This is a genomic window from Pseudomonas algeriensis (assembly GCF_048847255.1).
Lineage (GTDB): Bacteria > Pseudomonadota > Gammaproteobacteria > Pseudomonadales > Pseudomonadaceae > Aquipseudomonas.
Genome location: NZ_JBKKRK010000014.1, coordinates 43117 through 65309 on the forward strand (window position 1 = coordinate 43117; position 22193 = coordinate 65309).

The 22193-nt window shown below is 59.4% G+C and carries 19 protein-coding genes; 3 read left to right on the plus strand and 16 right to left on the minus strand.

Annotated features, from left to right (window positions below; translation table 11 throughout):
- Positions 1–136 precede the first annotated feature (136 nt).
- Entirely contained in the window at positions 137–1153 is a 1017-nt protein-coding gene (locus tag ACLK1G_RS19555) for an amidohydrolase family protein (RefSeq protein WP_420766923.1), read from the minus strand.
- A 120-nt stretch (positions 1154–1273) separates the two neighbouring features.
- Here ACLK1G_RS19555 and ACLK1G_RS19560 point away from each other — a divergent pair, with 120 nt between their 5' ends.
- Entirely contained in the window at positions 1274–2134 is an 861-nt protein-coding gene (locus ACLK1G_RS19560) for a pirin family protein (protein ID WP_420766924.1), read from the plus strand.
- 153 nt (positions 2135–2287) lie between these two features.
- Here ACLK1G_RS19560 and ACLK1G_RS19565 read toward each other — a convergent pair whose 3' ends face one another.
- The 4 genes from ACLK1G_RS19565 to ACLK1G_RS19580 form a co-directional block, all read right to left on the minus strand.
- A complete protein-coding gene (locus ACLK1G_RS19565; protein ID WP_420766925.1) occupies positions 2288–3016 on the minus strand; it encodes a dienelactone hydrolase family protein in 729 nt (242 codons plus the stop codon).
- A 68-nt stretch (positions 3017–3084) separates the two neighbouring features.
- A complete protein-coding gene (htpG, locus tag ACLK1G_RS19570; RefSeq protein WP_420766926.1) occupies positions 3085–4989 on the minus strand; it encodes a molecular chaperone HtpG in 1905 nt (634 codons plus the stop codon).
- Positions 4990–5076: 87 nt separating this feature from the next.
- The gene (locus tag ACLK1G_RS19575; protein ID WP_420766927.1) at positions 5077–5538 is read right to left on the minus strand and encodes a PaaI family thioesterase; all 462 of its coding nucleotides are present in this window, start codon (positions 5536–5538) and stop codon (positions 5077–5079) included.
- The gene (locus ACLK1G_RS19580) at positions 5535–6011 is read right to left on the minus strand and encodes a PaaI family thioesterase (protein WP_420766928.1); all 477 of its coding nucleotides are present in this window, start codon (positions 6009–6011) and stop codon (positions 5535–5537) included. Before ACLK1G_RS19580 ends, ACLK1G_RS19575 begins: the two co-directional genes overlap by 4 nt.
- Positions 6012–6158: 147 nt before the next feature.
- Here ACLK1G_RS19580 and ACLK1G_RS19585 point away from each other — a divergent pair, with 147 nt between their 5' ends.
- Positions 6159–6410, plus strand: coding sequence for a hypothetical protein (locus ACLK1G_RS19585; RefSeq protein ID WP_420766929.1), 252 nt, complete (start codon positions 6159–6161; stop codon positions 6408–6410).
- Positions 6411–6483: 73 nt separating this feature from the next.
- Here ACLK1G_RS19585 and ACLK1G_RS19590 read toward each other — a convergent pair whose 3' ends face one another.
- The 11 genes from ACLK1G_RS19590 to sdhC form a co-directional block, all read right to left on the minus strand.
- Positions 6484–7221: a DUF599 domain-containing protein gene (locus ACLK1G_RS19590; protein ID WP_420766930.1), complete on the minus strand. Its 738-nt coding sequence runs from the start codon at positions 7219–7221 to the stop codon at positions 6484–6486.
- Positions 7222–7357: 136 nt separating this feature from the next.
- Entirely contained in the window at positions 7358–8671 is a 1314-nt protein-coding gene (gene brnQ / locus ACLK1G_RS19595; protein WP_420766931.1) for a branched-chain amino acid transport system II carrier protein, read from the minus strand.
- Positions 8672–9002: 331 nt separating this feature from the next.
- The gene (sucD, locus tag ACLK1G_RS19600) at positions 9003–9887 is read right to left on the minus strand and encodes a succinate--CoA ligase subunit alpha (protein ID WP_039594137.1); all 885 of its coding nucleotides are present in this window, start codon (positions 9885–9887) and stop codon (positions 9003–9005) included.
- Positions 9887–11053, minus strand: coding sequence for an ADP-forming succinate--CoA ligase subunit beta (gene sucC / locus ACLK1G_RS19605; RefSeq protein WP_003179235.1), 1167 nt, complete (start codon positions 11051–11053; stop codon positions 9887–9889). Before sucC ends, sucD begins: the two co-directional genes overlap by 1 nt.
- 197 nt (positions 11054–11250) lie before the next feature.
- Entirely contained in the window at positions 11251–12687 is a 1437-nt protein-coding gene (gene lpdA, locus ACLK1G_RS19610) for a dihydrolipoyl dehydrogenase (protein WP_420766932.1), read from the minus strand.
- 111 nt (positions 12688–12798) lie between these two features.
- On the minus strand, positions 12799–14022 hold the full coding sequence (gene odhB / locus ACLK1G_RS19615; RefSeq protein ID WP_420766933.1) for a 2-oxoglutarate dehydrogenase complex dihydrolipoyllysine-residue succinyltransferase: 1224 nt from the start codon (positions 14020–14022) through the stop codon (positions 12799–12801).
- A gap of 42 nt (positions 14023–14064) precedes the next feature.
- Positions 14065–16896 (minus strand): 2-oxoglutarate dehydrogenase E1 component, encoded by a 2832-nt coding sequence (locus ACLK1G_RS19620; RefSeq protein WP_420766934.1) that lies wholly within the window; start codon positions 16894–16896, stop codon positions 14065–14067.
- Positions 16897–17158: 262 nt separating this feature from the next.
- Positions 17159–17863 carry a succinate dehydrogenase iron-sulfur subunit gene (locus ACLK1G_RS19625; protein WP_039594133.1) on the minus strand — a complete coding sequence of 235 codons (705 nt, stop codon included), beginning with the start codon at positions 17861–17863 and terminating at the stop codon, positions 17159–17161.
- Between the two features lie 11 nt (positions 17864–17874).
- Positions 17875–19647, minus strand: coding sequence for a succinate dehydrogenase flavoprotein subunit (sdhA, locus tag ACLK1G_RS19630; protein ID WP_420766935.1), 1773 nt, complete (start codon positions 19645–19647; stop codon positions 17875–17877).
- Between the two features lie 3 nt (positions 19648–19650).
- Complete coding sequence (gene sdhD / locus ACLK1G_RS19635; RefSeq protein WP_003179222.1) at positions 19651–20019, minus strand: succinate dehydrogenase, hydrophobic membrane anchor protein; 369 nt, start codon at positions 20017–20019, stop codon at positions 19651–19653.
- The gene (gene sdhC, locus ACLK1G_RS19640) at positions 20013–20387 is read right to left on the minus strand and encodes a succinate dehydrogenase, cytochrome b556 subunit (RefSeq protein WP_420766936.1); all 375 of its coding nucleotides are present in this window, start codon (positions 20385–20387) and stop codon (positions 20013–20015) included. Before sdhC ends, sdhD begins: the two co-directional genes overlap by 7 nt.
- 365 nt (positions 20388–20752) lie before the next feature.
- Between sdhC and gltA the strand changes: the two genes are divergently transcribed.
- Positions 20753–22042 carry a citrate synthase gene (gltA, locus tag ACLK1G_RS19645; protein WP_003172803.1) on the plus strand — a complete coding sequence of 430 codons (1290 nt, stop codon included), beginning with the start codon at positions 20753–20755 and terminating at the stop codon, positions 22040–22042.
- The last annotated feature ends 151 nt before the right edge of the window (positions 22043–22193 follow it).

A 22193-nucleotide genomic window follows, 5' to 3' on the forward strand; every position in this document is an offset into this window, starting at 1 on the left:
TTGATTGAGATGAGCGCGAGGGTATGACGCGGGGGTGACAGGCTGATGACAAAGCGGTGTTCACCAGGCCAGCTAAAGCCCGGATACAGGGTTGACCTGTGGCGAGGGAGCTTGCTCCCTCGCGACAAGAGCGGGCTCAGCGGGCGACTGAGCGCGGCAACACGGCCAGAAAGTTGTCCCGCGCCACCTTCCGCGCCACATCCTCAGGCAAGGCATCCAGGAACGGATCGAAGCTGTGCAACTCCTTACCCAATTTGTTGAATCGTCCTACCACGTCCGATCCCACCATGAACCGCTCCGGGAAGCGCTCCACCAGTTTCAACCATTCATCCCGGGGCTTGCCCGCCTCATCCAGTAGATACGGCGTGAGCATGCTCCAGGACAGGTCGATGAAAAGATTGGGATAAGACTCCAGCATCCGCGTCAGGGTCGGCAGCAGAAAATCCAGCCGGGTCTGGTGCCGGTGAATCTCCATGCTCGTGCCGGCATGGGCCCAGATGAACCGTGTGTGTGGATGGTTGCGCAGCGGTTCTTCGATTTCTGCCAGGTACAGCGGATTTCTCTCACGCTTGGACGTGATGTTGGAATGCAGCATCACGGGCAGATCATTCTCCGCCGCCAGGTGATAGATGCGGGTCATGGCTTCGTTGTTGGCGCGCGGCGTGTCGCCGGAGGTCAGCGCCGTCAGGTCGTCATGACGGGTGAACACTTCGCCGATGCCTTGCCACAGCCCCGGATAGAGATCGAGCATGCGCTGGATATGCGCATCGGAGTTCTTGTCATTGGGGTTGAAGCCCGACAGGAATGGATGGAAATGCTGGCGTTGCTCAGCGGGGAGCTTGGACACCGCGGCAGCGACAATCACATCGGTGGCGCTGTACCAATAGGCGTCCGCATCGTCACCGGCGTAGTAACGCGGTCGCTTGGGTTCGTCTTCGTGCCATTTCTTCGCCACGGGCACGCCGGAAATCATCACATGCTCGATGCGATTGTCCGCCATGGCCTTGAGGAGCTTGGCCATGCCGGCGGTTTCCTGGAAGAAATCGACGTAATGCAGGTGCGCATCACTGTAGGCATATTCGCGAGCCGAGGCGGTGCTGCACGTAACGGCCAGCAGGCAGGCGAACATCAAACGGATCGAGGGCACGGGCATTCTCCATAGGCCATGAGCAGCATAGACCCCAGCCGTCCCGCCTGGGTTCAAGCCGGCGCTGCCGTCCGTTGCAACCTCGGGTTATGCTCTGCCCATCCGTCGTTCAACCTGGAAGACACCATGACCGCTCCCCTCATCGTTCGTCCCCGCGCAGAAGACGTGGAAGGCCAGCCGATTCTTCGGCCCTTGCCGTCCGCTAAATGCCGCAGCGTCGGACCTTTCGTGTTTTTCGACCATATGCTGCAAACGTCCTACCCGGCCGGCCGAGGCATGAACATTCGCCAACATCCACACATCGGTCTGTCCACCCTCACCTACTTGTTCGAGGGCCAGATCCAGCATAAGGACAGCCTCGGTTCCGATCAGGTGGTAAACGCCGGGGATGTCAGTTGGATGACCGCCGGCAGCGCCATTGCCCACGTCGAGAGGACACCGAAAGCGTTGTTGGAGAGCGGCTTCGTGCTGCATGGGCTGCAAATCTGGCTGGCCTCGCCCAAGTCTCACGAGGAAGGTCCCGGGCACTACAGCCATCATCCGGCACAGAGCCTGCCGGTCAGTGAGAACCTGGGGGTGAGCATCCGCATGATCGCCGGGTCAGGCTTTTGCCTGGAATCGCCGGTGCCGGTGCTGTCTCCTACGCTTTATGCCGAACTGAACCTGCAGACCGCAACGACGTTGCTGATTCCCACGGAACATGAAGAACGCGCACTGTACATCCTGGGCGGCGAGGCGCAGTTGGACGGTGAGCCGCTTGAGCCCCATTCGCTGGTGATATTGCCTGCCGGGGAAGAAATGACGCTGTCTGCTGACACCGAGTGCCATGCCGTGCTGTTCGGCGGTGCGCCCTTGGATGGGCCACGGCGGATGAATTGGAATTTCGTCTCCAGCGACCCGGCCCGCATAGACGAAGCCCGCCGACGCTGGGCGGCCGGGAACTGGCCAACCGTACCAGGGGAAAGCGAGCGGATCGAGTTGCCCTGATTCAAGGGTAGCCTGTCAGGCAGACATCGCGAGCAAGCTCGCGCCCTCACTGAATCGGTGCGGTTCACAAATGCCGAGAACAACTTGATCCAATGTGGGAGCGAGCTTGCTCGCGATGGCTTTGTACCAGACAAAAGAGATCCGGGCCCGACTTCAGCCCTTGAACACTTCATCCAGCAGGTTATGCATCGACCGGAACGCCCGTCCGGCGACCTTGGCGTCGTACATCATCTTGCCAGGCACATTGGCCTGCGGGTCGGTGAACGAGTGCACCGCACCGCCGTAGCTCAGCAATTGCCAATCCACCCCAGCCGCGTTCATTTCATCTTCGAAGGCCGGCAGCTGTTCCTTTGGCACCAGCGGGTCGGAGGCGCCGTGCAGGACCAATACCGCGCCCTCGATGTTCTGCGCATCAGCCGGGTTCGGCGTATCCAGGGTGCCGTGGAATGAGATCGTCGCTTTCAAGGGTGCGCCAGTGCGAGCCAACTCCAAGGCGCAGCATCCCCCAAAGCAAAAACCAAAAGCGGCCAGCTTCGCCGTGTCGACCTTCGCTTGGTCCTGGCTCTGCAGTTGCTCGAACGCTGCCTGCATGCGCTTGCGCAACAACGCCCGGTCGTTCTTGAGCGGCATCATCGCCGCTCCCGCCTCATCGGCATTGCTCGGGCGCACTGTTTGCCCGTAAAGGTCGGCAATCAGCACCACATATCCGTTTGCCGCCACAGACCTGGCGATCTCCTCGGCCCCCGCCCCAACACCCATCCAGTTCGGCGCCATCAGCAAACCCGGACGTGGGCCCTGTTGGTTGACATCAAAGGCCAGGCGCCCCTCATAACTTTGACCATCGACCTGATAGACCAGCGAACGAACCGTAACCTGACTCATGACGGACTCCTCTTTGAGTGAACACCAGAAATGACAAAACCCGCCGAAGCGGGTTTTGTCTCACTTGATCAAGCTGACAGTTCAACCAACAGCTTGTTCAGGCGACGTACATACGCAGCCGGGTCTTTCAAGCTGTCGCCAGCCGCCAGGGCCGCCTGGTCGAAGAGAATGTGCGACAGGTCGCCGAAACGCTCTTCGTTCTGCTCGTTGTCGAGCTTCTCCACCAGCGGGTGGGCCGGGTTGAATTCAAAGATCGGCTTGGAGTCCGGGACTTTCTGTCCGCTGGCTTCGAGGATCTGGCGCATCTGCAAACCGAGGTCTTGCTCACCGATGGCCAGGATCGCCGGGGAATCGGTCAAGCGGTGGGAAACCCGCACTTCGCTGACGGCTTCGCCCAAGGCAGTCTTGATCCGCTCGACCAGGCCTTCCTTGCTCTTGGCGACTTCTTCGGCAGCTTTCTTGTCTTCTTCCGAATCCAGGTTGCCAAGGTCGAGATCGCCACGGGCCACGTCGACGAAGCTCTTGCCGTCGAACTCGTTGAGGTAGCTCATCAGCCACTCGTCGATGCGATCGGTCAGCAGCAGCACTTCGATGCCTTTCTTGCGGAAGACTTCCAGGTGCGGGCTGTTCTTGACCTGTGCATAAGTCTCGCCGGTCAGGTAGTAGATCTTGTCCTGTCCTTCCTTGGCGCGAGCCAGATAGTCGGCCAGGCCAACGATCTGTTCGCCATCCTCACCCTGGGTCGAGGCAAAGCGCAGCAGGCCAGCGATCTTCTCTTTGTTGGCGAAGTCTTCGGCCGGACCTTCTTTCATGACCTGGCCGAAGTTTTTCCAGAAGCTCTTGTACTGCTCGGGCTCGTTCTTCGCCAGTTTCTCCAGCATGTCCAGCACGCGCTTGGTCAGCGCCGACTTCATGGAGTCGATGATCGGATCTTTCTGCAGGATTTCCCGCGAAACGTTCAGCGACAGGTCATTGGAATCCACCACACCCTTGATGAAGCGCAGGTAAAGCGGCAGGAACGATTCGGCCTGGTCCATTACGAACACGCGCTGCACGTAAAGCTTCAGGCCACGTGGCGCTTCGCGCTGGTACAGGTCGAACGGCGCGCGGGCCGGCACGTACAGCAGCGAGTTGTATTCCAGCTTGCCTTCGACCTTGTTATGGCTCCAGCTCAGCGGATTTTCGTAATCGTGGGCGATGTGCTTGTAGAACTCCTGATATTCCTCGTCCTTTACCTCGGTGCGCGGACGGGTCCACAAGGCACTGGCGCGGTTGACGGTTTCCCATTCCACTTCGGGCTTTTCTTCGCCTTCGGCAGCGGTGGCTTCCTTCGGCAGCTCGATCGGCAGCGCGATGTGGTCGGAGTACTTCTTGATGATGTTGCGCAGGCGCCAGCCATCGGCGAACTCGTCTTCGCCAGACTTGAGGTGCAGGACGATGCGGGTGCCACGATCGGCCTTGTCGATGGTCGCGACCTCAAACTCGCCCTCGCCCTTGGAGGACCAGTGCACGCCTTCGCTCGGGGCGAGGCCGGCACGGCGGCTGAACACTTCAACGTGATCGGCAACGATGAACGCGGAATAGAATCCGACGCCGAACTGACCGATCAGGTGGGAATCCTTCTTCTGGTCGCCAGACAGGTTTTTCATGAAATCGGCGGTGCCGGACTTGGCGATGGTGCCCAAGTGCGTGATCACCTCGTCGCGGCTCATGCCGATACCGTTGTCTTCGAGGGTGACGGTCTTGGCGTCCTTGTCGAAGCTCACACGGATTTTCAGCTCGGCGCCGCCCTCCAGCAGTTCTGGCTTGGACAGCGCTTCGAAACGTAATTTGTCGACAGCGTCGGAGGCGTTCGAAATCAGCTCGCGGAGGAAAATTTCCTTATTCGAATACAGCGAGTGAATCATCAGGTGCAGCAGTTGCTTCACCTCGGTCTGGAAGCCCAGGGTTTCCTTTTGAGTTTCCACGCTCATGGTCATCAAACTCCAAGTGGATGGTGGTGTCCGCCTCGCAGAGAATGGCGGCGGGATGTCCACAAGGTGGGGGCAACGTTGATGATTTCAAGGGCCGCTGGACCTTGAGGGCGCCGGGATCTTGAAATGGGCACGGGCGGTGGCAATGGGTTCGGCTTCGGACTCTTGCCAGGCCGTGACCGCCACGTTGGCCACGCGCCGCCCTTGGCGCCAGACCTGGCACCGGGCAAAGGTGTCGCGGAACTGCCCGGCACGCAGGTAATCCAGGGAAAAATCGATGATCTTCGGCACACCGGTCGCACGGGTGGCAATCAGCAGATGAACGGCGGCCGACAGCTCCATGAATCCGGCGATGACCCCGCCGTGGATAGCGGGCAGTAAAGGGTTACCGATGTTGTCTTTATTGGCCGGCAGGCGAAACAGCAGATCATCACCCTGGCGGGTGCATTCGACGCCGATGAGCCGCGCATAGGGAATCGAAGCCAGCAGCATCGCGACGTCACCCTGCTCGCAAGCCTGGCGCAGTTGCACCTCGGTAAGATCGGTCATGGTGTCAGCGCGGCAGCCGTGGGGCCGCCTCCCTTGAGTCCCCGGGCGCTATCGCCCAGGCGCATGAAAGTACCCACAACGTGGGCAATGGGCTGCTCGGGATCATCCTGATAGGCAAATCCCCGGCTGAAAATCACATCCGGCGTCACCCGATAGCATTGGGCGAAGCCATAGATGGCCTTGTTGGGCCTGGCAGCGTGCATGTAGTCGATGCGCAGGTCCAATGTCGGGCAGACTTCGAATTGCGGCAGTACACATAAGGTCGACATGCCGCAGGCGGTGTCCATCAATGAAGTCAGCGCTCCGCCATGGACAATGCCCGTCAGGGGATTGCCGACAAGATGCGCGCTGTAGGGCAACTCCAGCGTCAACCCATCGCGACTGGCGCTGTGCAGTTTGATGCCCAGCACGTGGCAATGCCTGAGCGCCGATAAAAAACGGGTCGCGCGCTCAAAAACGGGATCTTCAGCCATTGACCGATAACTCCTTCAGGGACTTTCAGGTGCACCCGGCAAAGTTCCATCGGTGTGCAAAGTTATATATCTAACGAGCGAGAGGAACTTAACCCTGAGGGCACGGTTCAAAAGGCCAGTAGTTATATCCATAAGGAGAAACACCCCATGCGTAAGACTTTAGCTATTGCCTTGATGTTGGCCGCCTCTCTCGGTCTCGCTGCCTGCGATAAAAAATCCGAGGACAAGGCTCAAGATGCCCAACAACACGCTGAACAAGCTCAGCAAGACATGAACAAAGCACAGGATAAAGTGAACGACGCGGCGAAAGAAAACGCCGAAGCCGCCAAAGATCAGGCTGAATCGAACAATGCCGCGCAACAGGAACAAGCCCCTGCCGACGCGCCTAAAACCAACTGATACGGTTTTAGCAGTAAAAGAAAACCCGCCTGGTGCGGGTTTTCTTTTGCCTGCGATTCAACCAGTCACGCCGTCAGGCGGTTTCCTTGCCGGTTTCGGGCGCTGGCGCCTCGGTAGGCGTATAGACCATGACGTCCAGCACGTCCGAATGGAACTCGCGCTGATACAACACAAAGACCACGCCGGCGCTCATCAACATGAACAACCACGGGCTGACGAACCAGGCCAACATGGTCATGCCGAAATAATAGGAACGCAAACCGAAGTTGAACTGGTTGGCCGCCATGGAAATAACCCGCGCCGCCCTCGAAGCAAAGGCCTTGCGCTCAAGCTCGGACACGTGCCGCTCACCGATCATCGGCGCCGACCCCACAAGGACGGCGGCGAAATTGTATTGGCGCATGCACCAGCTGAACGTGAAGAACGCATAGACGAACACCAACGCCAGACACAGCAGCTTCACTTCCGCCATGCCTTGGGAGGCCTGCTGCACCAGCGGCAGGTCAGCCAGCAACGAAACCGCTCGATCAGACGCTCCGAGCACCGTCAGGATACCCGCCAGGATAATCAACGTACTGGAGGCAAAAAACGACGCGTTGCGCTCCAGGTTGCCGATCACGCTGGCGTCGGCGATGCGGTTGTCGCGCAGCAACATGCGTCGCATCCAGTCTTCACGGTACAAATGCATAACGCTGGCCAAGCATGCCGTGTCGCGAGCCTTCCAGGAGGCATACCGGGTATAACCGGCCCAGCAGATGACGAACCATACCGCGGCCAGGAGATGGATCAGGTTGGCTTGGATGAATGACATGCAATTCCCTGTGGCAGAAACAAAATCGGTGGCAATAGTATCAGCGAACCCTGTGGGAGACACCGCGGGCAAAAAAATGCCCCGTATCGACTGATACGGGGCATTTCGGTCTTATCGGTGAGCTGCAGCGAGACGCTTAAGCCAAGGCTTCGCTGCGCTTGCCCAGCAACCGATCGCACACCACAGCGACCGCCAGGGTCATGACCGAAGGCACCAGCCACGCCAGGCCTTGCTCGCTCAACGGCAGATGGGCCAGTTGCGCCGGCATCCAATCCGCCAGCCCTGCCCCCTTGAGCGCATCGATCAAGCCGAACAGGAACGACACCAGCATGACCGGGCCGACGATCCGACCTTGCTCGTGCCAGAAATCCTTGCAGAAGCTCAAGGCCACCAGCGCGATACAAGGTGGATAGATCGCAGTCAGGACCGGGATCGAGAAGGCAATCAGCTTGGTCAGGCCCAGGTTGGACACCAGCAGCGAAAATGCCGCGAGGATGATCACCAAGGTCTTGTAGGACAGCGGCAGTACACGGCTGAAGTACTCGGCGCAGGCGCAGGTCAGGCCGACGGCGGTCACCAGGCATGCCAGGGAAATCAACACCGCAAGGAAGCCGCTGCCCAGGCTGCCGAAGGTGTGCTGTACGTAGGCGTGCAACACAGCGGCGCCGTTGGTCGCGCCCGCCGCCACTTCGTGGCTACCGGAGCCCAGGCGGAACAGGCTGACATAGACCAGCGCCAGCCCCACACCGGCAATCAGCCCGGCGATGATGGCGTAACGGGTGATCAAGGCCGGCGACTCGACGCCCCGAGAACGGATGGCGTTGACGATAACAATGCCGAACACCAGAGCGCCGAGGGTATCCATGGTCAGGTAACCATTGATGAAGCCTTGGGAAAACGGAGCCGCCACGTACTCGGGTGTCGCCACGCCGATATCGCCTGCGGGCAGGGCAAACGCAGCGATGCCGAGCACGGCCAGGGCGATGATTTTCAGCGGCGCGAGAAAGCGCCCGACGGTATCGAGCAGGCGCCCTGGATAGAGCGAAATGAAGAACACCAGCAGGAAGTACACCGCGCTATAGAGAAACAGCGCCAACGGACTTTCGCCGGTCAGCGGCGCCAGGCCTACTTCAAACGATACGGTGGCGGTTCGGGGCGTGGCGAACAGCGGGCCGACCGCCAGGTAGCAGACTGCCGCCAGCAAGCCACCGGCAATCTTGCCGATTGGGCTGCTCAACGCGTCCATCGCGCCACCGACTTTCGCCAGCGCAACGACGGTGATCACCGGCAACCCAACCGCAGTGATCAGGAAGCCCAACGCCGCCATCCAGACATGAGGCCCGGACTGCAAACCAACGATAGGCGGGAAGATGATATTGCCGGCCCCGACGAACAGGGCAAATGTCATGAAACCAAGCGCCAGGATGTCCTGACCTTTCAACACTTTCATTAAGGAAACCACACTACTGAATCGGAATTTAGAGAGGGATTTCCCTGAAGGGTGAGGGAAATGCTGCCGATCCGTATGGGATCGACCCGTTGAGCGCATCGCCGCCTTGTGGGCCGCAGTCGCAAAATTGGCCGCCAGACTAACGAATTTGGCGGAAAAACGCACTGTTACAGGGCGAACTATCCGATACACGACGTTTCTGTGTCGCGTTTACGTATCTATTTTTCCGGCTAACCGGGTTCGCACAAGGGCAAACGCGACCCAATGCCAGAAACGACAAAGGCCACCCGAAGGTGGCCTTTGTTGCTGAAACAAAAAAGTCAGCCGAAGCTTACTTCTTCATTTCCCAGCCAGTCAGCTCGGCCAGGGCCTTGCCGATGTCTGCCAGCGAACGCACGGTTTTCACGCCTGCGTCTTGCAGCGCAGCGAACTTCTCGTCTGCAGTGCCTTTGCCGCCAGAGATGATTGCGCCAGCATGGCCCATGCGCTTGCCTGGAGGAGCAGTCACACCCGCGATGTAGGAAACAACCGGCTTGGTCACGTTGGCCTTGATGTAGGCAGCGGCTTCTTCTTCAGCGGAACCGCCGATCTCACCGATCATGACGATTGCTTCGGTCTTCGGGTCTTCCTGGAACAGCTTCAGGATGTCGATGAAGTTGGAGCCTGGGATCGGGTCACCGCCGATGCCGACGCAGGTCGACTGACCGAAACCGGCGTCAGTGGTCTGCTTCACGGCTTCGTAAGTCAGGGTACCGGAACGGGAAACGATACCGACCTTGCCTGGCAAGTGAATGTGACCTGGCATGATGCCGATCTTGCATTCGCCTGGAGTGATCACGCCTGGGCAGTTAGGGCCGATCAGGGTGATACCCAGTTCGTCGCACTTGACCTTGGCTTCCAGCATGTCGATGGTCGGGATGCCTTCGGTGATGCAAACGATCAGCTTGATGCCGCCGAACGCTGCTTCAAGGATGGAGTCCTTGCAGAAAGGAGCTGGAACGTAGATCACGCTGGCGGTGGCGCCAGTGGCCGCTACGGCGTCTTTCACGGTGTTGAAGACAGGCAGGCCCAGGTGTTCGGTGCCGCCCTTGCCCGGAGTTACGCCGCCAACCATCTGGGTGCCGTACTCGATGGCTTGCTGGGTGTGGAAACTACCTTGCGAACCGGTAATGCCCTGGCAGATAACCTTGGTGTCTTTGTTGATCAGGACGCTCATTATTTGCCCTCCGCAGCTTTAACGACTTGTTGAGCAGCGTCGGTCAGGCTGGTAGCAGCGATGATGTTCAAACCGCTTTCTGCCAGTACTTTAGCGCCCAGCTCAGCGTTGTTGCCTTCGAGGCGAACAACAACCGGGATTTTCACGCCGACTTCTTTCACGGCGCCGATGATGCCTTCGGCAATCATGTCGCAACGAACGATGCCGCCGAAGATGTTGACCAATACTGCAGCGACGTTGGTGTCGGACAGGATGATCTTGAACGCTTCGGTAACGCGTTCCTTGGTAGCACCGCCGCCCACGTCGAGGAAGTTGGCTGGCTTGCCGCCGTGCAGGTTGACGATGTCCATGGTACCCATGGCCAGGCCGGCACCGTTGACCATGCAGCCGATGTTGCCTTCCAGGGCTACGTAGTTCAGTTCGAACTTGGCAGCGTGCGCTTCGCGCGGATCGTCTTGCGACGGATCGTGGAAAGTCTTCAGCTTAGGCTGACGGTACATGGCGTTGGCGTCGATGTTGATCTTGGCATCGAGGCAGTGCAGATCGCCGTCGGCCTTGATCACCAGCGGATTCACTTCCAGCAGTGCCAGGTCGTGGTCCTGGAACAGCTTGGCCAGGCCTACGAAGATCTTGGCGAACTGAGTGACCTGCTTACCTTCCAGGCCCAGCTGGAATGCCAGCTCGCGACCCTGGAACGGCTGTGCGCCAACCAGTGGATCGATGGTGGCCTTGAGGATTTTCTCAGGGGTGTCGTGAGCGATTTTCTCGATGTCCACGCCACCTTCGGTGGAAGCCATGAACACGATGCGGCGGCTCGAACGGTCAACGACAGCGCCCAGGTACAGCTCTTTAGCGATATCAGTGCACGATTCAACCAGGATCTTGGTGACTGGCTGACCGTTGGCGTCGGTCTGGTAGGTCACCAGACGCTTGCCCAGCCACTGCTGTGCGAAGGCTTTGGCGTCTTCTTTGCTGCGAACCAGCTTGACGCCGCCCGCTTTACCGCGACCACCGGCGTGAACCTGGGCTTTGACGACCCATTCGCTGCCGCCGATTTTGTCGCAAGCTTCTGCTGCCGCTTCCGGGGTGTCTACAGCGTAGCCGGTGGATACTGGCAGGCCGTACTCAGCGAACAGCTGCTTACCCTGATACTCGTGAAGATTCATGCTTATTACCGTCTTCGTTAGGTACTGCGCATTCGGTGCTGCACCGTTGTGGTGCCGCACCACCTGTGACTGCTGCTTGCGTAGCGTTCCGGTCAACCGGTGCTGCTACGCAAGGCTGCGTCCAGCGGACATTCCGCGGTGAGTCTTGCGCGCAAGGCTCACGACGGGCCGATACCGCCGTGGTTTCTTATTATCTATTAACGCTTCTTGCGGTTGGCCACGTGGATGGCGCCGCCATTCACAGCCAGGGCCGCTTCGTGCAAGGCTTCGGACAGGGTCGGATGGGAAAAGACCATCATGCCCAGGTCCTCGGCGCTGGTGCCGAATTCCATACCGATCGCGCCTTGCTGGACCAGCTCGGCAGCGCTTGGGCCGATGACGTGAACGCCCAATACGCGATCCGTCTTGGCATCGGCGATGACTTTCACGAAACCACCGGTATCGTTGGCTGCCATGGCACGGCCACTGGCGGCGAACGGGAAGGTGCCGACGTTAACTTCAACGCCTTCGGCTTTCAAGGCCTGCTCGGTTTTACCAACCCATGCGATTTCCGGGTGGGTGTAGATAACCGACGGGATCAGGTCGTAGTTCATCTGGGCCTTGTGGCCCTTGATGCGCTCGACGACCATGATGCCTTCTTCGGAAGCCTTGTGGGCCAGCATCATGCCGCGAACCACGTCACCGATGGCGAAGACGCCCGGTACGGCGGTTGCGCAATGGTCATCGACCGCGATGAAACCGCGCTCGTCGATTTCCACGCCGCAATCGGCGGACAGCAGGTCGGTGGTCACTGGACGACGGCCGACGGCCACGATCAGCTTGTCAAAGGTGATGGTCTGTTCGCCGTTGGCGTCGGTGTAGTTCACCACGACTTCGTCGCCGTTGACCTTGGAGCCGGTCACGCGGGCGCCCAGTTTGATGTCCAGGCCTTGCTTGGTCAGGGTCTTCAGCGCTTCCTTGGAAACCGCGGCGTCGGCGGCCATCAGGAAGGTGTCGAGGGCTTCGAGCACGGTCACTTCAGCGCCCAGGCGCGACCATACCGAACCCAGCTCGAGGCCGATCACGCCAGCGCCGATCACGCCCAGGCGTTTTGGCACGGTCTGGAATTCCAGGGCGCCGGTGGAATCGACAATCACGTTCTGGTCGACTGGAGCAGGCGGGATGTCGATCGGACGCGAGCCTGGCGCCAGGATGACATTTTCGGCTTCGATCACTTCAACCGAGCCGTCCGGCTTGGTCACTTCGACTTTCTTGCCCATCAGCAGCTTGCCGTGGCCTTCGATGGAGGTCACGCCGTTGGCCTTGAACAGGGTGGCGACACCGCTGGTCAGGTTCTTGACGATGCCAGCCTTTCGGCCAACCATCGCGGCGACGTCCATTTTCACTTCACCGGTAGAGATACCGTGAACGTTGAAGCTTTCTTTCGCTTCCTTGTATTTCCAGGAGCTGTCCAGCAGCGCCTTGGAAGGAATGCAACCGACGTTCAGGCAAGTACCGCCCAAGGCCTGTTTGCCTTCCTTGTCGGTGTATTTCTCGATGCAGGCAGTGGTAAGGCCCAGTTGCGCAGCCTTGATGGCCGCTACGTAGCCACCAGGGCCCGCACCAATCACTACCACGTCGAATTTCTGAGTCATGAGTCATTCCTTTTCGAATCAAACCGGACGATCACTTGTGATGACCGTCGAGGGACGAAACCGGTTGTTTCAGCAAGAGGCCGGTCGACAGACCGGCCCTCGCGGCGAAAATCAGATATCCAGCAGCAGACGAGCCGGGTCTTCAAGCAGGTTCTTGATGGTTACCAGGAACGTCACGGCTTCTTTGCCGTCGATCAGGCGGTGATCGTAGGACAGAGCCAGGTACATCATCGGACGAATCACGACCTGACCGTTGATCGCCATCGGACGCTGCAGGATGTTGTGCATGCCCAGGATAGCCGCTTGCGGCGGGTTGACGATCGGGGTCGACATCATCGAACCGAATGTACCACCGTTGGTGATGGTGAACGTACCGCCGGTCATCTCTTCGATGGACAGCTTGCCGTCACGGGCCTTCTTGCCGAAGGTAGCGATGCCGCCTTCGATTTCGGCCAGGCTCATCAGCTCGGCGTTGCGCAGGACCGGAACCACCAGGCCACGGTCGCTGGAGACCGCAACACCGATGTCGGCGTAGCCGTGGTAGACGATGTCGGAACCGTCGATCGACGCGTTGACGGCCGGGAAGCGTTTCAGCGCTTCGGTGGCAGCCTTGACGAAGAACGACATGAAGCCCAGGCGTACGCCGTTGTGGGACTTCTCGAACAGGTCCTTGTACTTAGAACGCAGGGCCATGACTTCGGTCATGTCGACTTCGTTGAACGTGGTCAGCATCGCCATGTTCGACTGGGCTTCAACCAGGCGCTCGGCGACCTTGGCACGCAGGCGGGTCATCGGAACGCGTTTTTCAACGCGGTCACCGGCAGCGAACACTGGCGCGGAAGCGGCAGGCGCGGCTGGCTTGGCCGGGGCAGCGGCTGGAGCGGCTTTCTTGGCGGCAACGGCGGCAACCACATCTTCCTTGGTCACGCGACCGCCTTTGCCGGTACCGGCAACGGAAGCGATGTTGATGCCGTTTTCTTCAGCCAGCTTGCGAGCGGCCGGAGCGGCGACTGGATCGTCTTCGCCCGAGGCAGCAGGCGCGTCGGCTTGAGCAGCAGCCGGTGCGGCAGCGGCGGCTGGAGCGGCGGCGGCAGCACCGCCCTCTTCGATGGAGCCCAGGACTTCAGCGGACAGCACGGTGTCGCCTTCGTTCTTGACGATAGCGCCCAGGACGCCGTCAGCTTCGGCCAGTACTTCCAACACGACCTTGTCGGTTTCGATGTCGACGATCAGTTCGTCGCGCTTGACCGCGTCGCCCGGTTTTTTGTGCCAGGTGGCAATGGTGCCATCGGCAACCGATTCCGGGAAAGTGGGGGCTTTGATCTCGATAGCCATTATCTGTGGTTCCTTAAATTCGGTTTCAGGTGCGCGAAGGCATTAAACGGTAAAGGCATCTTGCAGCAGTTTTTCCTGCTGCTCGGCGTGCATCGATGCATAACCACAAGCAGGTGCCGCAGACGCATCACGGCCGGCATATTCAAGGCCCAGGGCCTTGTTATGGTTGCCGATGCTGCGACGCAGGTGATGCTGGCTGCTGTACCACGCGCCTTGGTTCATCGGTTCTTCCTGACACCACACCACATGGGTGAGGTTGGTGTAAGGCGCGATGGCCTCCATCAGGTCCTCTTCCGGGAACGGGTAAAGCTGCTCGATACGCACGATGGCGATGTCTTCGCGGCCTTCGGCACGACGTTTTTCCAGCAGGTCGTAGTAGACCTTGCCGCTGCACAGGATCAGGCGAGTCACCTTCGCTGCGTCCAGGGTATCGATTTCCGAAATGACGGTCTGGAACGAGCCTTCGGCCAGGTCTTCGAGCGTGGAAATCGCCAGTTTGTGACGCAGCAACGACTTCGGTGTCAGCACGATCAGCGGCTTGCGCAGCGGACGGATGACCTGACGACGCAGCAGGTGGTAGATCTGCGCCGGGGTCGTTGGTACGCAAACCTGGACGTTGTGCTCGGCGCACAGTTGCAGGTAACGCTCCAGACGTGCCGAAGAGTGCTCCGGCCCCTGCCCTTCATAACCGTGTGGCAACAGCATGGTCAGGCCGCAGAGACGACCCCACTTGTGCTCGCCGCTGGTGATGAACTGATCGACAACCACCTGGGCACCGTTGGCGAAGTCGCCGAACTGGGCTTCCCAGATCACCAGCGCATTCGGCTCGGTGGTGGAATAGCCATATTCGAACGCCAGGACGGCTTCTTCGGACAGCAGCGAATCGTACAGGTCGAAACGTGGCTGGCCCTTGTACAGGTGTTGCAGAGGGATGTAGGTGCTGGCGTCTTTCTGGTTGTGCAGCGCCGCGTGACGGTGCGAGAAAGTGCCGCGGCCTACGTCCTGGCCGGTGATGCGAATCGGGTGACCTTCGAACGCCAGGGTCGCGTACGCCATGGTTTCGGCGTAACCCCAGTTGATCGGCAGGCCGCCGGCTTGCATCTTCTGCCGGTCTTCGTAGATCTTCGCGACCTGACGCTGGACCACAAAGCCTTCCGGGATTTCCAGCAGCTTGGCGGACAGTTCCTGCAAGGTCTTGAGATCGAAGCGCGTGTCGTGACGAGCGGTCCAGGCGTGGCCCAGGTAAGGACGCCAGTCCACGAACAGTTCCTTGTTCGGTTCCTTGACCAGGCTCTTCACAACGTGCAGGCCGTTATCCAGGGCGTTGCGATATTCATCGACTTTTTCCTGGACGCGCTCGGCATCCAGCACACCGCTCTGGGTCAGGCGCTCGGCGTACAGCTCACGGGTGGTGCGCTGCTTGGCGATCTGCTGGTACATCAGCGGCTGGGTGCCGCTTGGCTCGTCGGCCTCGTTGTGGCCGCGACGACGGTAGCAGACCAGGTCGATCACCACGTCGCGCTTGTACTGCATGCGGTAGTCGATGGCCAGCTGGGTCACGAACAGCACGGCTTCCGGGTCATCGCCATTCACATGGAGAATCGGCGCCTGGATCATTTTCGCGACGTCGGTTGCGTACTCGGTGGAACGCGAGTCCAGCGGGTTGCTGATGGTGAAACCGACCTGGTTGTTGATGACGATGTGAACCGTACCACCGGTCTTGAAACCGCGGGTCTGGGACATCTGGAAGGTTTCCATGACCACGCCTTGACCGGCGAATGCCGCGTCACCGTGGATCGAAATCGGCAATACCTTCTCACCGGTCGGATCGTTGCGACGATCCTGACGCGCACGGACGGAACCCTCGACCACCGGGGAAACGATTTCCAGGTGGGACGGGTTGAACGCCATGGCCAGGTGGACTTCGCCACCTGTGGTCATCACGTTGGACGAGAAGCCCTGGTGATACTTCACGTCACCGGAACCCAGCTCGACCTTCTTCTTGCCTTCGAACTCGTCGAACAGCTCGCGTGGGTTCTTGCCGAAAGTGTTGACCAGTACGTTCAGACGGCCACGGTGGGCCATGCCGATGACGACTTCCTTGGTGCCGTAGGAACCGGAGCGCTGGATCAGCTCGTCCAGCATCGGAATCAGGCTTTCGCCGCCTTCCAGGCCGAAACGCTTGGTGCCTGGGTATTTGGTGCCCAGGTATTTTTCCAAGCCTTCACCGGCGGTGACGCGCTCGAGCAAGTGGCTCTTGATGTCGGCGGAGTACGTCGGACGGCCACGAACGCTTTCCAGACGCTGCTGGAACCACTGGCGCTGCTCGGAATCGGTGATGTGCGTGAATTCAGCGCCGATGGTGCGGCAATATGTCTGCTGCAACGCTTCGTGAATTTCGCGTAGGCTCGCTTCCTCTTTGCCGATGAACAGGTCGCCGGCACGGAAGGTCGTATCAAGATCGGCATTGGTCAAGCCGTAATGAGTGATCGACAGGTCTGCAGGAGCAGGACGCTGCCACAGCCCCAGCGGGTCCAGCTGGGCTGCCTGGTGGCCACGCATCCGGTAGGCCTGGATCAGTCGCAGCACTTCAACTTGCTTCTTCTCATGCTCGGAGCTCACGCTGCCGGCGGAAACCGGTTGAGCGCGGCGCTGGTTCTTTGCCAGCAGCACGAAATGATCGCGAATCGTCGAGTGCGAAACATCGGTGGCAGAGTTACCGTCAGCCGGCAACTTCTGAAAGTAGGTGCGCCATTCTTCTGGCACAGCGTTAGGGTCGTGCAGGTAGAGCTCGTAGAGCTCTTCCACATAGGCAGCGTTACCACCGGAGAGGTGGGCACTGTTCCACATGCGCTGCATCACGCTTTCTTGCATGCTTGGTCACCCTCGATTAGGGGAACACCACCGGCGAAAACACCGAGCAAACTTGCAGAAGTCCGAGTGCAGCGACTAAAACAAGCCACTTAGGATCACGCTGATAGTCCGGGTACCAGCCCGGATGCCCCTGCTTGTCTCATTTCTTCAAAATAAGAACGACCGCTTTGTGAGCGGCTGTTCTGGTTATAGCCAGGACGTGGGTTGAAGCCCACGCCCTCGCCTCTACGGGTACAGCGGTTCTACGGGTACAGCAGCTGAATCACACGCCGTTTTGCAGCAGCATGTTACGTACGTGACCGATGGCCTTAGTCGGGTTCAGGCCTTTCGGGCAGACGTTGACGCAGTTCATGATCCCGCGGCAGCGGAATACGCTGAACGGGTCATCCAGTGCGGCCAGACGCTCGGACGTCTTGGTGTCACGGCTGTCTGCCAGGAAGCGGTACGCTTGCAGCAGGGCGGCCGGGCCCAGGAATTTGTCCGGGTTCCACCAGAAGGATGGGCACGAGGTCGAGCAGCAAGCACACAGGATGCACTCGTACAGACCGTCGAGCTTTTCACGCTCTTCAGGGGACTGCAGACGCTCGATGGCCGGAGCCGGCGTGTCGTTCTGCAGGAATGGCTTCACCTTCTCGTATTGCTTGTAGAAGATGCTCATATCGACGACCAGGTCACGGATGACCGGCAAACCTGGCAGCGGACGAACGATCAGCTTGTTGCCCTTGACCACGGCCGACAGCGGCGTGATGCAGGCCAGGCCGTTCTTGCCGTTGATGTTCATGCCATCGGAGCCACAAACGCCCTCGCGGCACGAGCGACGATAGGAAAAACCTTCGTCCTGCTCTTTGATCAAGGCCAGCACGTCCAGCACCATCAGGTCTTTACCACCGGTATCGACCTGGAAGTCCTGCATGAACGGCGCGGCGTCCTGATCAGGGTTGTAGCGATAAACACTGACTTGCAACATAGCGGTCACCCTTAATAAGTCCGGACTTTTGGTTCGAAAGTCGGAACAGTCTTCGGCGAGAAGTTCACGGCACGCTTGGCGACGCGTTTTTCACCTGGGAAGTACAAGGTGTGGCACAGCCAGTTTTCGTCGTCACGGTCTTCGAAGTCTTCGCGGGCGTGGGCACCACGGGACTCTTTGCGCACTTCTGCGGCGATGGCGGTGGCTTCGGCCACTTCCAGCAGGTTCTGCAGCTCCAGCGCTTCGATACGCGCAGTGTTGAACGCCTGCGACTTATCGTTGATCTTCACGTTGGCGATTCGTTCACGCAATTGTGCGAGCTGGGCAATACCCTTCTGCATGTACTCGCCGGTACGGAACACACCGAAGTAGTTCTGCATGCAGCTTTGCAGCTCGCGGCGCAGGGTGGCGACGTCTTCGCCTTCGGTGCGCTCGTTGAGGCCAGCCAGACGCTTGAGGGCCACGTCGATGTCGGTGTCGCTGGCGTCGCGGTATGCGATACCGTCGGTCAGCGCTTTTTCCAAGTGCAGGCCGGCAGCGCGGCCGAACACCACCAGGTCGAGCAGCGAGTTGCCGCCCAGGCGGTTGGCACCGTGTACCGATACGCAAGCCACTTCACCCACGGCGAACAAGCCAGGGATGATTTCGTCCACGCCTTCGGCGTTCTGAGTGATTGCCTGGCCATGAATGTTGGTGGCAACGCCGCCCATCATATAGTGGCACGTTGGAACCACTGGAACCGGCGCAACGACTGGGTCGACGTGAGCGAAGGTCTTCGACAGCTCGCAGATACCTGGCAGGCGGCTGTGCAGCACTTCCTCGCCAAGGTGGTCGAGCTTGAGCATCACGTGGTCGCCATTCGGGCCACAGCCGTTGCCGGCGATGATCTCTTTAACCATCGAACGAGCCACGACGTCGCGACCGGCAAGGTCCTTGGCGTTCGGAGCATAACGCTCCATGAAACGCTCGCCGTGCTTGTTGATCAGGTAACCGCCTTCACCACGGCAGCCTTCGGTGACCAGTACACCAGCGCCGGCGATGCCGGTCGGGTGGAACTGCCACATTTCGATGTCTTGCACCGGCACGCCAGCACGCAGGGCCATGCCAACGCCGTCACCGGTGTTGATCAGGGCGTTGGTGGTGGAGGCGTAGATACGGCCTGCACCGCCGGTCGCCAATACGGTGGCTTTCGAGCGGATGTAAGTGGTTTCGCCGGTTTCGATGCAGATCGCGATCACACCGACGAACGCGCCGTCCTGGTTTTTCACCAGGTCAACGGCGTAATACTCGTTCAGGAACGTGGTGCCGGCTTTCAGGTTGCCCTGATAAAGGGTGTGCAGCAGAGCGTGACCGGTACGGTCGGACGCCGCGCAAGTACGCGCCGCCTGGCCGCCCTTGCCGTAGTCCTTGGACTGGCCACCGAACGGACGCTGGTAGATGCGGCCGGTTTCGGTACGCGAGAACGGCAGGCCCATGTGGTCCAGCTCGAACACAGCGGCCGGGCCTTCTTGACACATATATTCGATAGCGTCCTGGTCACCGATGTAGTCGGAACCCTTGACGGTATCGTACATGTGCCAGCGCCAGTCATCGTTCGGGTCGGCCGAAGCGATGGCGCAGGTGATGCCACCCTGGGCGGACACGGTATGCGAACGGGTCGGGAAAACCTTGGTGATCACGGCAGTCTTGTGACCGCCCTGTGCCAGTTGCAGCGCAGCGCGCATGCCGGCACCGCCACCACCAATGATGATGGCGTCGAAAGAAATCGTTGGAATGTTAGCCATGAATCAGATACCCCAGAGAATCTGCACACCCCAGACGAAGTAAGCGAACATCGCAACGCCGCATACTGCCTGGAAGAGGAAACGTACGGCAGTCGCCGACTTGCCGAACGCCATCTGCGTCAGGTAGTCGGTCGCGATGGTCCACATGCCGACCCAGGCGTGGGCGCCCAGTGCGACAAGTGCCAGCAGACTGAAGATACGCATCCAGTTGTTTGCAAACAGTTCATGCCATTGGGCGTAGCCCAGGCCGGGGTTGGCGACTACATATCCAATCAGAAAGATGAAATAAGCCGCGAGAACGACCGCAGACACACGCTGCGCCATCCAGTCATACAGGCCAGAACGCGAGAGGTTCGTGACGTTGGTTACCATATCCAGACTCCTGCCAGAACGATTACCACCACCGAAACGGCGATAACGATTTTCGAGCCCAGCTTGCCGCCTTCCAGCGTCTCACCGATGCCCATGTCCATCATCAAGTGGCGCACACCGGCGACCAAGTGATACAGCAAGGCGGACAGGATGCCCCAAATCACTAGCTTGGCTAGCGGACTGGTCAGACACGCTTTCACCTGACCGAAGCCTTCTTCCGAATCGAGCGACTTGTCCAATGCATAAAGCATGATGGCCAGGCTGACGAAGAGGATGACACCGGAAATACGGTGAAGAATGGACGTGTAAGCAGTGACTGGGAGTTTGATGGTCCTTAGGTCTAGGTTTACAGGTCGTTGGCTTTTCACGGCTTTTTTTTCACACTGAAGAGCCCCTAACAATCAGGGCAAAGTTGTTGGGGCGCGCACTGGTCAGGTACTCACCACCCAGGGAGTGACGACCCCCAAGAAAGCAGGCCCAAAAGCCCCTGGCGGTCGGTGGCCGAGTATAGACAGTTAGGCTACTAATGACAACGCGTTCACCTTCCCCTAATAGCGCATTGCACATATGAGGCAAAAGGCGTAAACGGCAGGCAATTTCGCGGAAAAAGTCCGGTTAAAGCCTTCTGGAGCAAGACTTTAGGCAAATTGACATTCGGATTTATCTCACTATAGTGGTGCGGGCCCTGCGTGGGGGGTCTGTCTGATGATTCCAAGCATTAATAGGAGGCCACATGGCTGACAAAAAAGCGCAGTTGATCATCGAGGGCGCAGCCCCCGTCGAGCTGCCCATTTTAACCGGCACCGTTGGTCCCGATGTAATCGACGTACGGGGCCTGACGGCCACGGGCCGTTTCACCTTTGACCCAGGTTTCATGTCGACCGCCTCGTGCGAATCGAAAATCACCTATATCGACGGCGACAACGGCATCCTGCTGCACCGCGGCTACCCGATCGAGCAACTGGCTGAAAAATCGGACTACCTGGAAACCTGCTACCTGCTGCTCAACGGCGAATTGCCGACCGCAGAGCAAAAGGCCCAGTTCGTCAGCACCGTGAAGAACCACACCATGGTTCATGAACAGTTGAAGACCTTCTTCAACGGCTTCCGTCGCGATGCCCACCCGATGGCCGTCATGTGCGGCGTTGTCGGTGCCCTCTCGGCCTTCTACCACGACTCCCTGGACATCAATAACCCCCAGCATCGCGAAATCTCCGCGATCCGCCTGGTGGCGAAGATGCCGACCCTGGCAGCCATGGTCTACAAGTACTCCATGGGCCAGCCCATGATGTACCCGCGCAACGACCTGACCTATGCAGAGAACTTCCTGCATATGATGTTCAACACCCCGTGCGAGATCAAACCGATCAGCCCGGTGCTCGCCAAGGCCATGGACCGGATCTTCATCCTCCACGCCGACCACGAGCAGAACGCCTCCACGTCCACCGTGCGCCTGGCCGGTTCGTCGGGTGCCAACCCGTTCGCCTGTATCGCCGCCGGTATCGCCGCGCTCTGGGGCCCTGCCCACGGCGGTGCGAACGAAGCGGTACTGACCATGCTCGATGAAATCGGCGATGTCTCCAACATCGACAAGTTCATCGCCAAGGCCAAGGACAAGAACGATCCGTTCAAGCTGATGGGCTTCGGTCACCGGGTCTACAAGAACCGCGACCCACGCGCCACCGTCATGAAGCAGACCTGCGACGAAGTGCTCAAGGAACTGGGGATCAAGAACGATCCGCAACTCGAACTGGCCATGCGCCTGGAAGAGATCGCCCTGACCGACCCGTACTTCATCGAGCGCTCGCTGTACCCGAACGTCGACTTCTACTCGGGGATCATCCTCAAGGCGATCGGCATTCCAACCAGCATGTTCACCGTGATCTTCGCCCTGGCGCGGACCGTCGGCTGGATCTCTCACTGGAAGGAAATGCTCTCCAGCCCGTACAAGATCGGCCGCCCACGCCAGCTGTACACCGGCTACGAGTCGCGTGACATCACCAAGCTGGAAGACCGCAAGTAAGACCTGCCTTGCGATAGGTCCCAAGCTGCACTGAAACAGCCCCCGCTTCTTATATAAGAGCGGGGGCTGTTTTGTTTATGCCTCTTTTAATCTGATCCGGTAACTGCATTGGCAGACCCGGCGCCATCGCGAGCAAGCTCGCTCCCGCAGG

Excerpts from the sequence above, each read along its gene's own strand:
- ACLK1G_RS19555 (WP_420766923.1), bottom strand. The coding sequence starts at position 1,153 with ATGCCCGTGCCCTCGATCCGTTTGATGTTCGCCTGCCTGCTGGCCGTT.
- ACLK1G_RS19560 (WP_420766924.1), top strand. The coding sequence starts at position 1,274 with ATGACCGCTCCCCTCATCGTTCGTCCCCGCGCAGAAGACGTGGAAGGC.
- ACLK1G_RS19565 (WP_420766925.1), bottom strand. The coding sequence starts at position 3,016 with ATGAGTCAGGTTACGGTTCGTTCGCTGGTCTATCAGGTCGATGGTCAA.
- htpG (WP_420766926.1), bottom strand. The coding sequence starts at position 4,989 with ATGAGCGTGGAAACTCAAAAGGAAACCCTGGGCTTCCAGACCGAGGTG.
- ACLK1G_RS19575 (WP_420766927.1), bottom strand. The coding sequence starts at position 5,538 with ATGACCGATCTTACCGAGGTGCAACTGCGCCAGGCTTGCGAGCAGGGT.
- ACLK1G_RS19580 (WP_420766928.1), bottom strand. The coding sequence starts at position 6,011 with ATGGCTGAAGATCCCGTTTTTGAGCGCGCGACCCGTTTTTTATCGGCG.
- ACLK1G_RS19585 (WP_420766929.1), top strand. The coding sequence starts at position 6,159 with ATGCGTAAGACTTTAGCTATTGCCTTGATGTTGGCCGCCTCTCTCGGT.
- ACLK1G_RS19590 (WP_420766930.1), bottom strand. The coding sequence starts at position 7,221 with ATGTCATTCATCCAAGCCAACCTGATCCATCTCCTGGCCGCGGTATGG.
- brnQ (WP_420766931.1), bottom strand. The coding sequence starts at position 8,671 with ATGAAAGTGTTGAAAGGTCAGGACATCCTGGCGCTTGGTTTCATGACA.
- sucD (WP_039594137.1), bottom strand. The coding sequence starts at position 9,887 with ATGAGCGTCCTGATCAACAAAGACACCAAGGTTATCTGCCAGGGCATT.
- sucC (WP_003179235.1), bottom strand. The coding sequence starts at position 11,053 with ATGAATCTTCACGAGTATCAGGGTAAGCAGCTGTTCGCTGAGTACGGC.
- lpdA (WP_420766932.1), bottom strand. The coding sequence starts at position 12,687 with ATGACTCAGAAATTCGACGTGGTAGTGATTGGTGCGGGCCCTGGTGGC.
- odhB (WP_420766933.1), bottom strand. The coding sequence starts at position 14,022 with ATGGCTATCGAGATCAAAGCCCCCACTTTCCCGGAATCGGTTGCCGAT.
- ACLK1G_RS19620 (WP_420766934.1), bottom strand. The coding sequence starts at position 16,896 with ATGCAAGAAAGCGTGATGCAGCGCATGTGGAACAGTGCCCACCTCTCC.
- ACLK1G_RS19625 (WP_039594133.1), bottom strand. The coding sequence starts at position 17,863 with ATGTTGCAAGTCAGTGTTTATCGCTACAACCCTGATCAGGACGCCGCG.
- sdhA (WP_420766935.1), bottom strand. The coding sequence starts at position 19,647 with ATGGCTAACATTCCAACGATTTCTTTCGACGCCATCATCATTGGTGGT.
- sdhD (WP_003179222.1), bottom strand. The coding sequence starts at position 20,019 with ATGGTAACCAACGTCACGAACCTCTCGCGTTCTGGCCTGTATGACTGG.
- gltA (WP_003172803.1), top strand. The coding sequence starts at position 20,753 with ATGGCTGACAAAAAAGCGCAGTTGATCATCGAGGGCGCAGCCCCCGTC.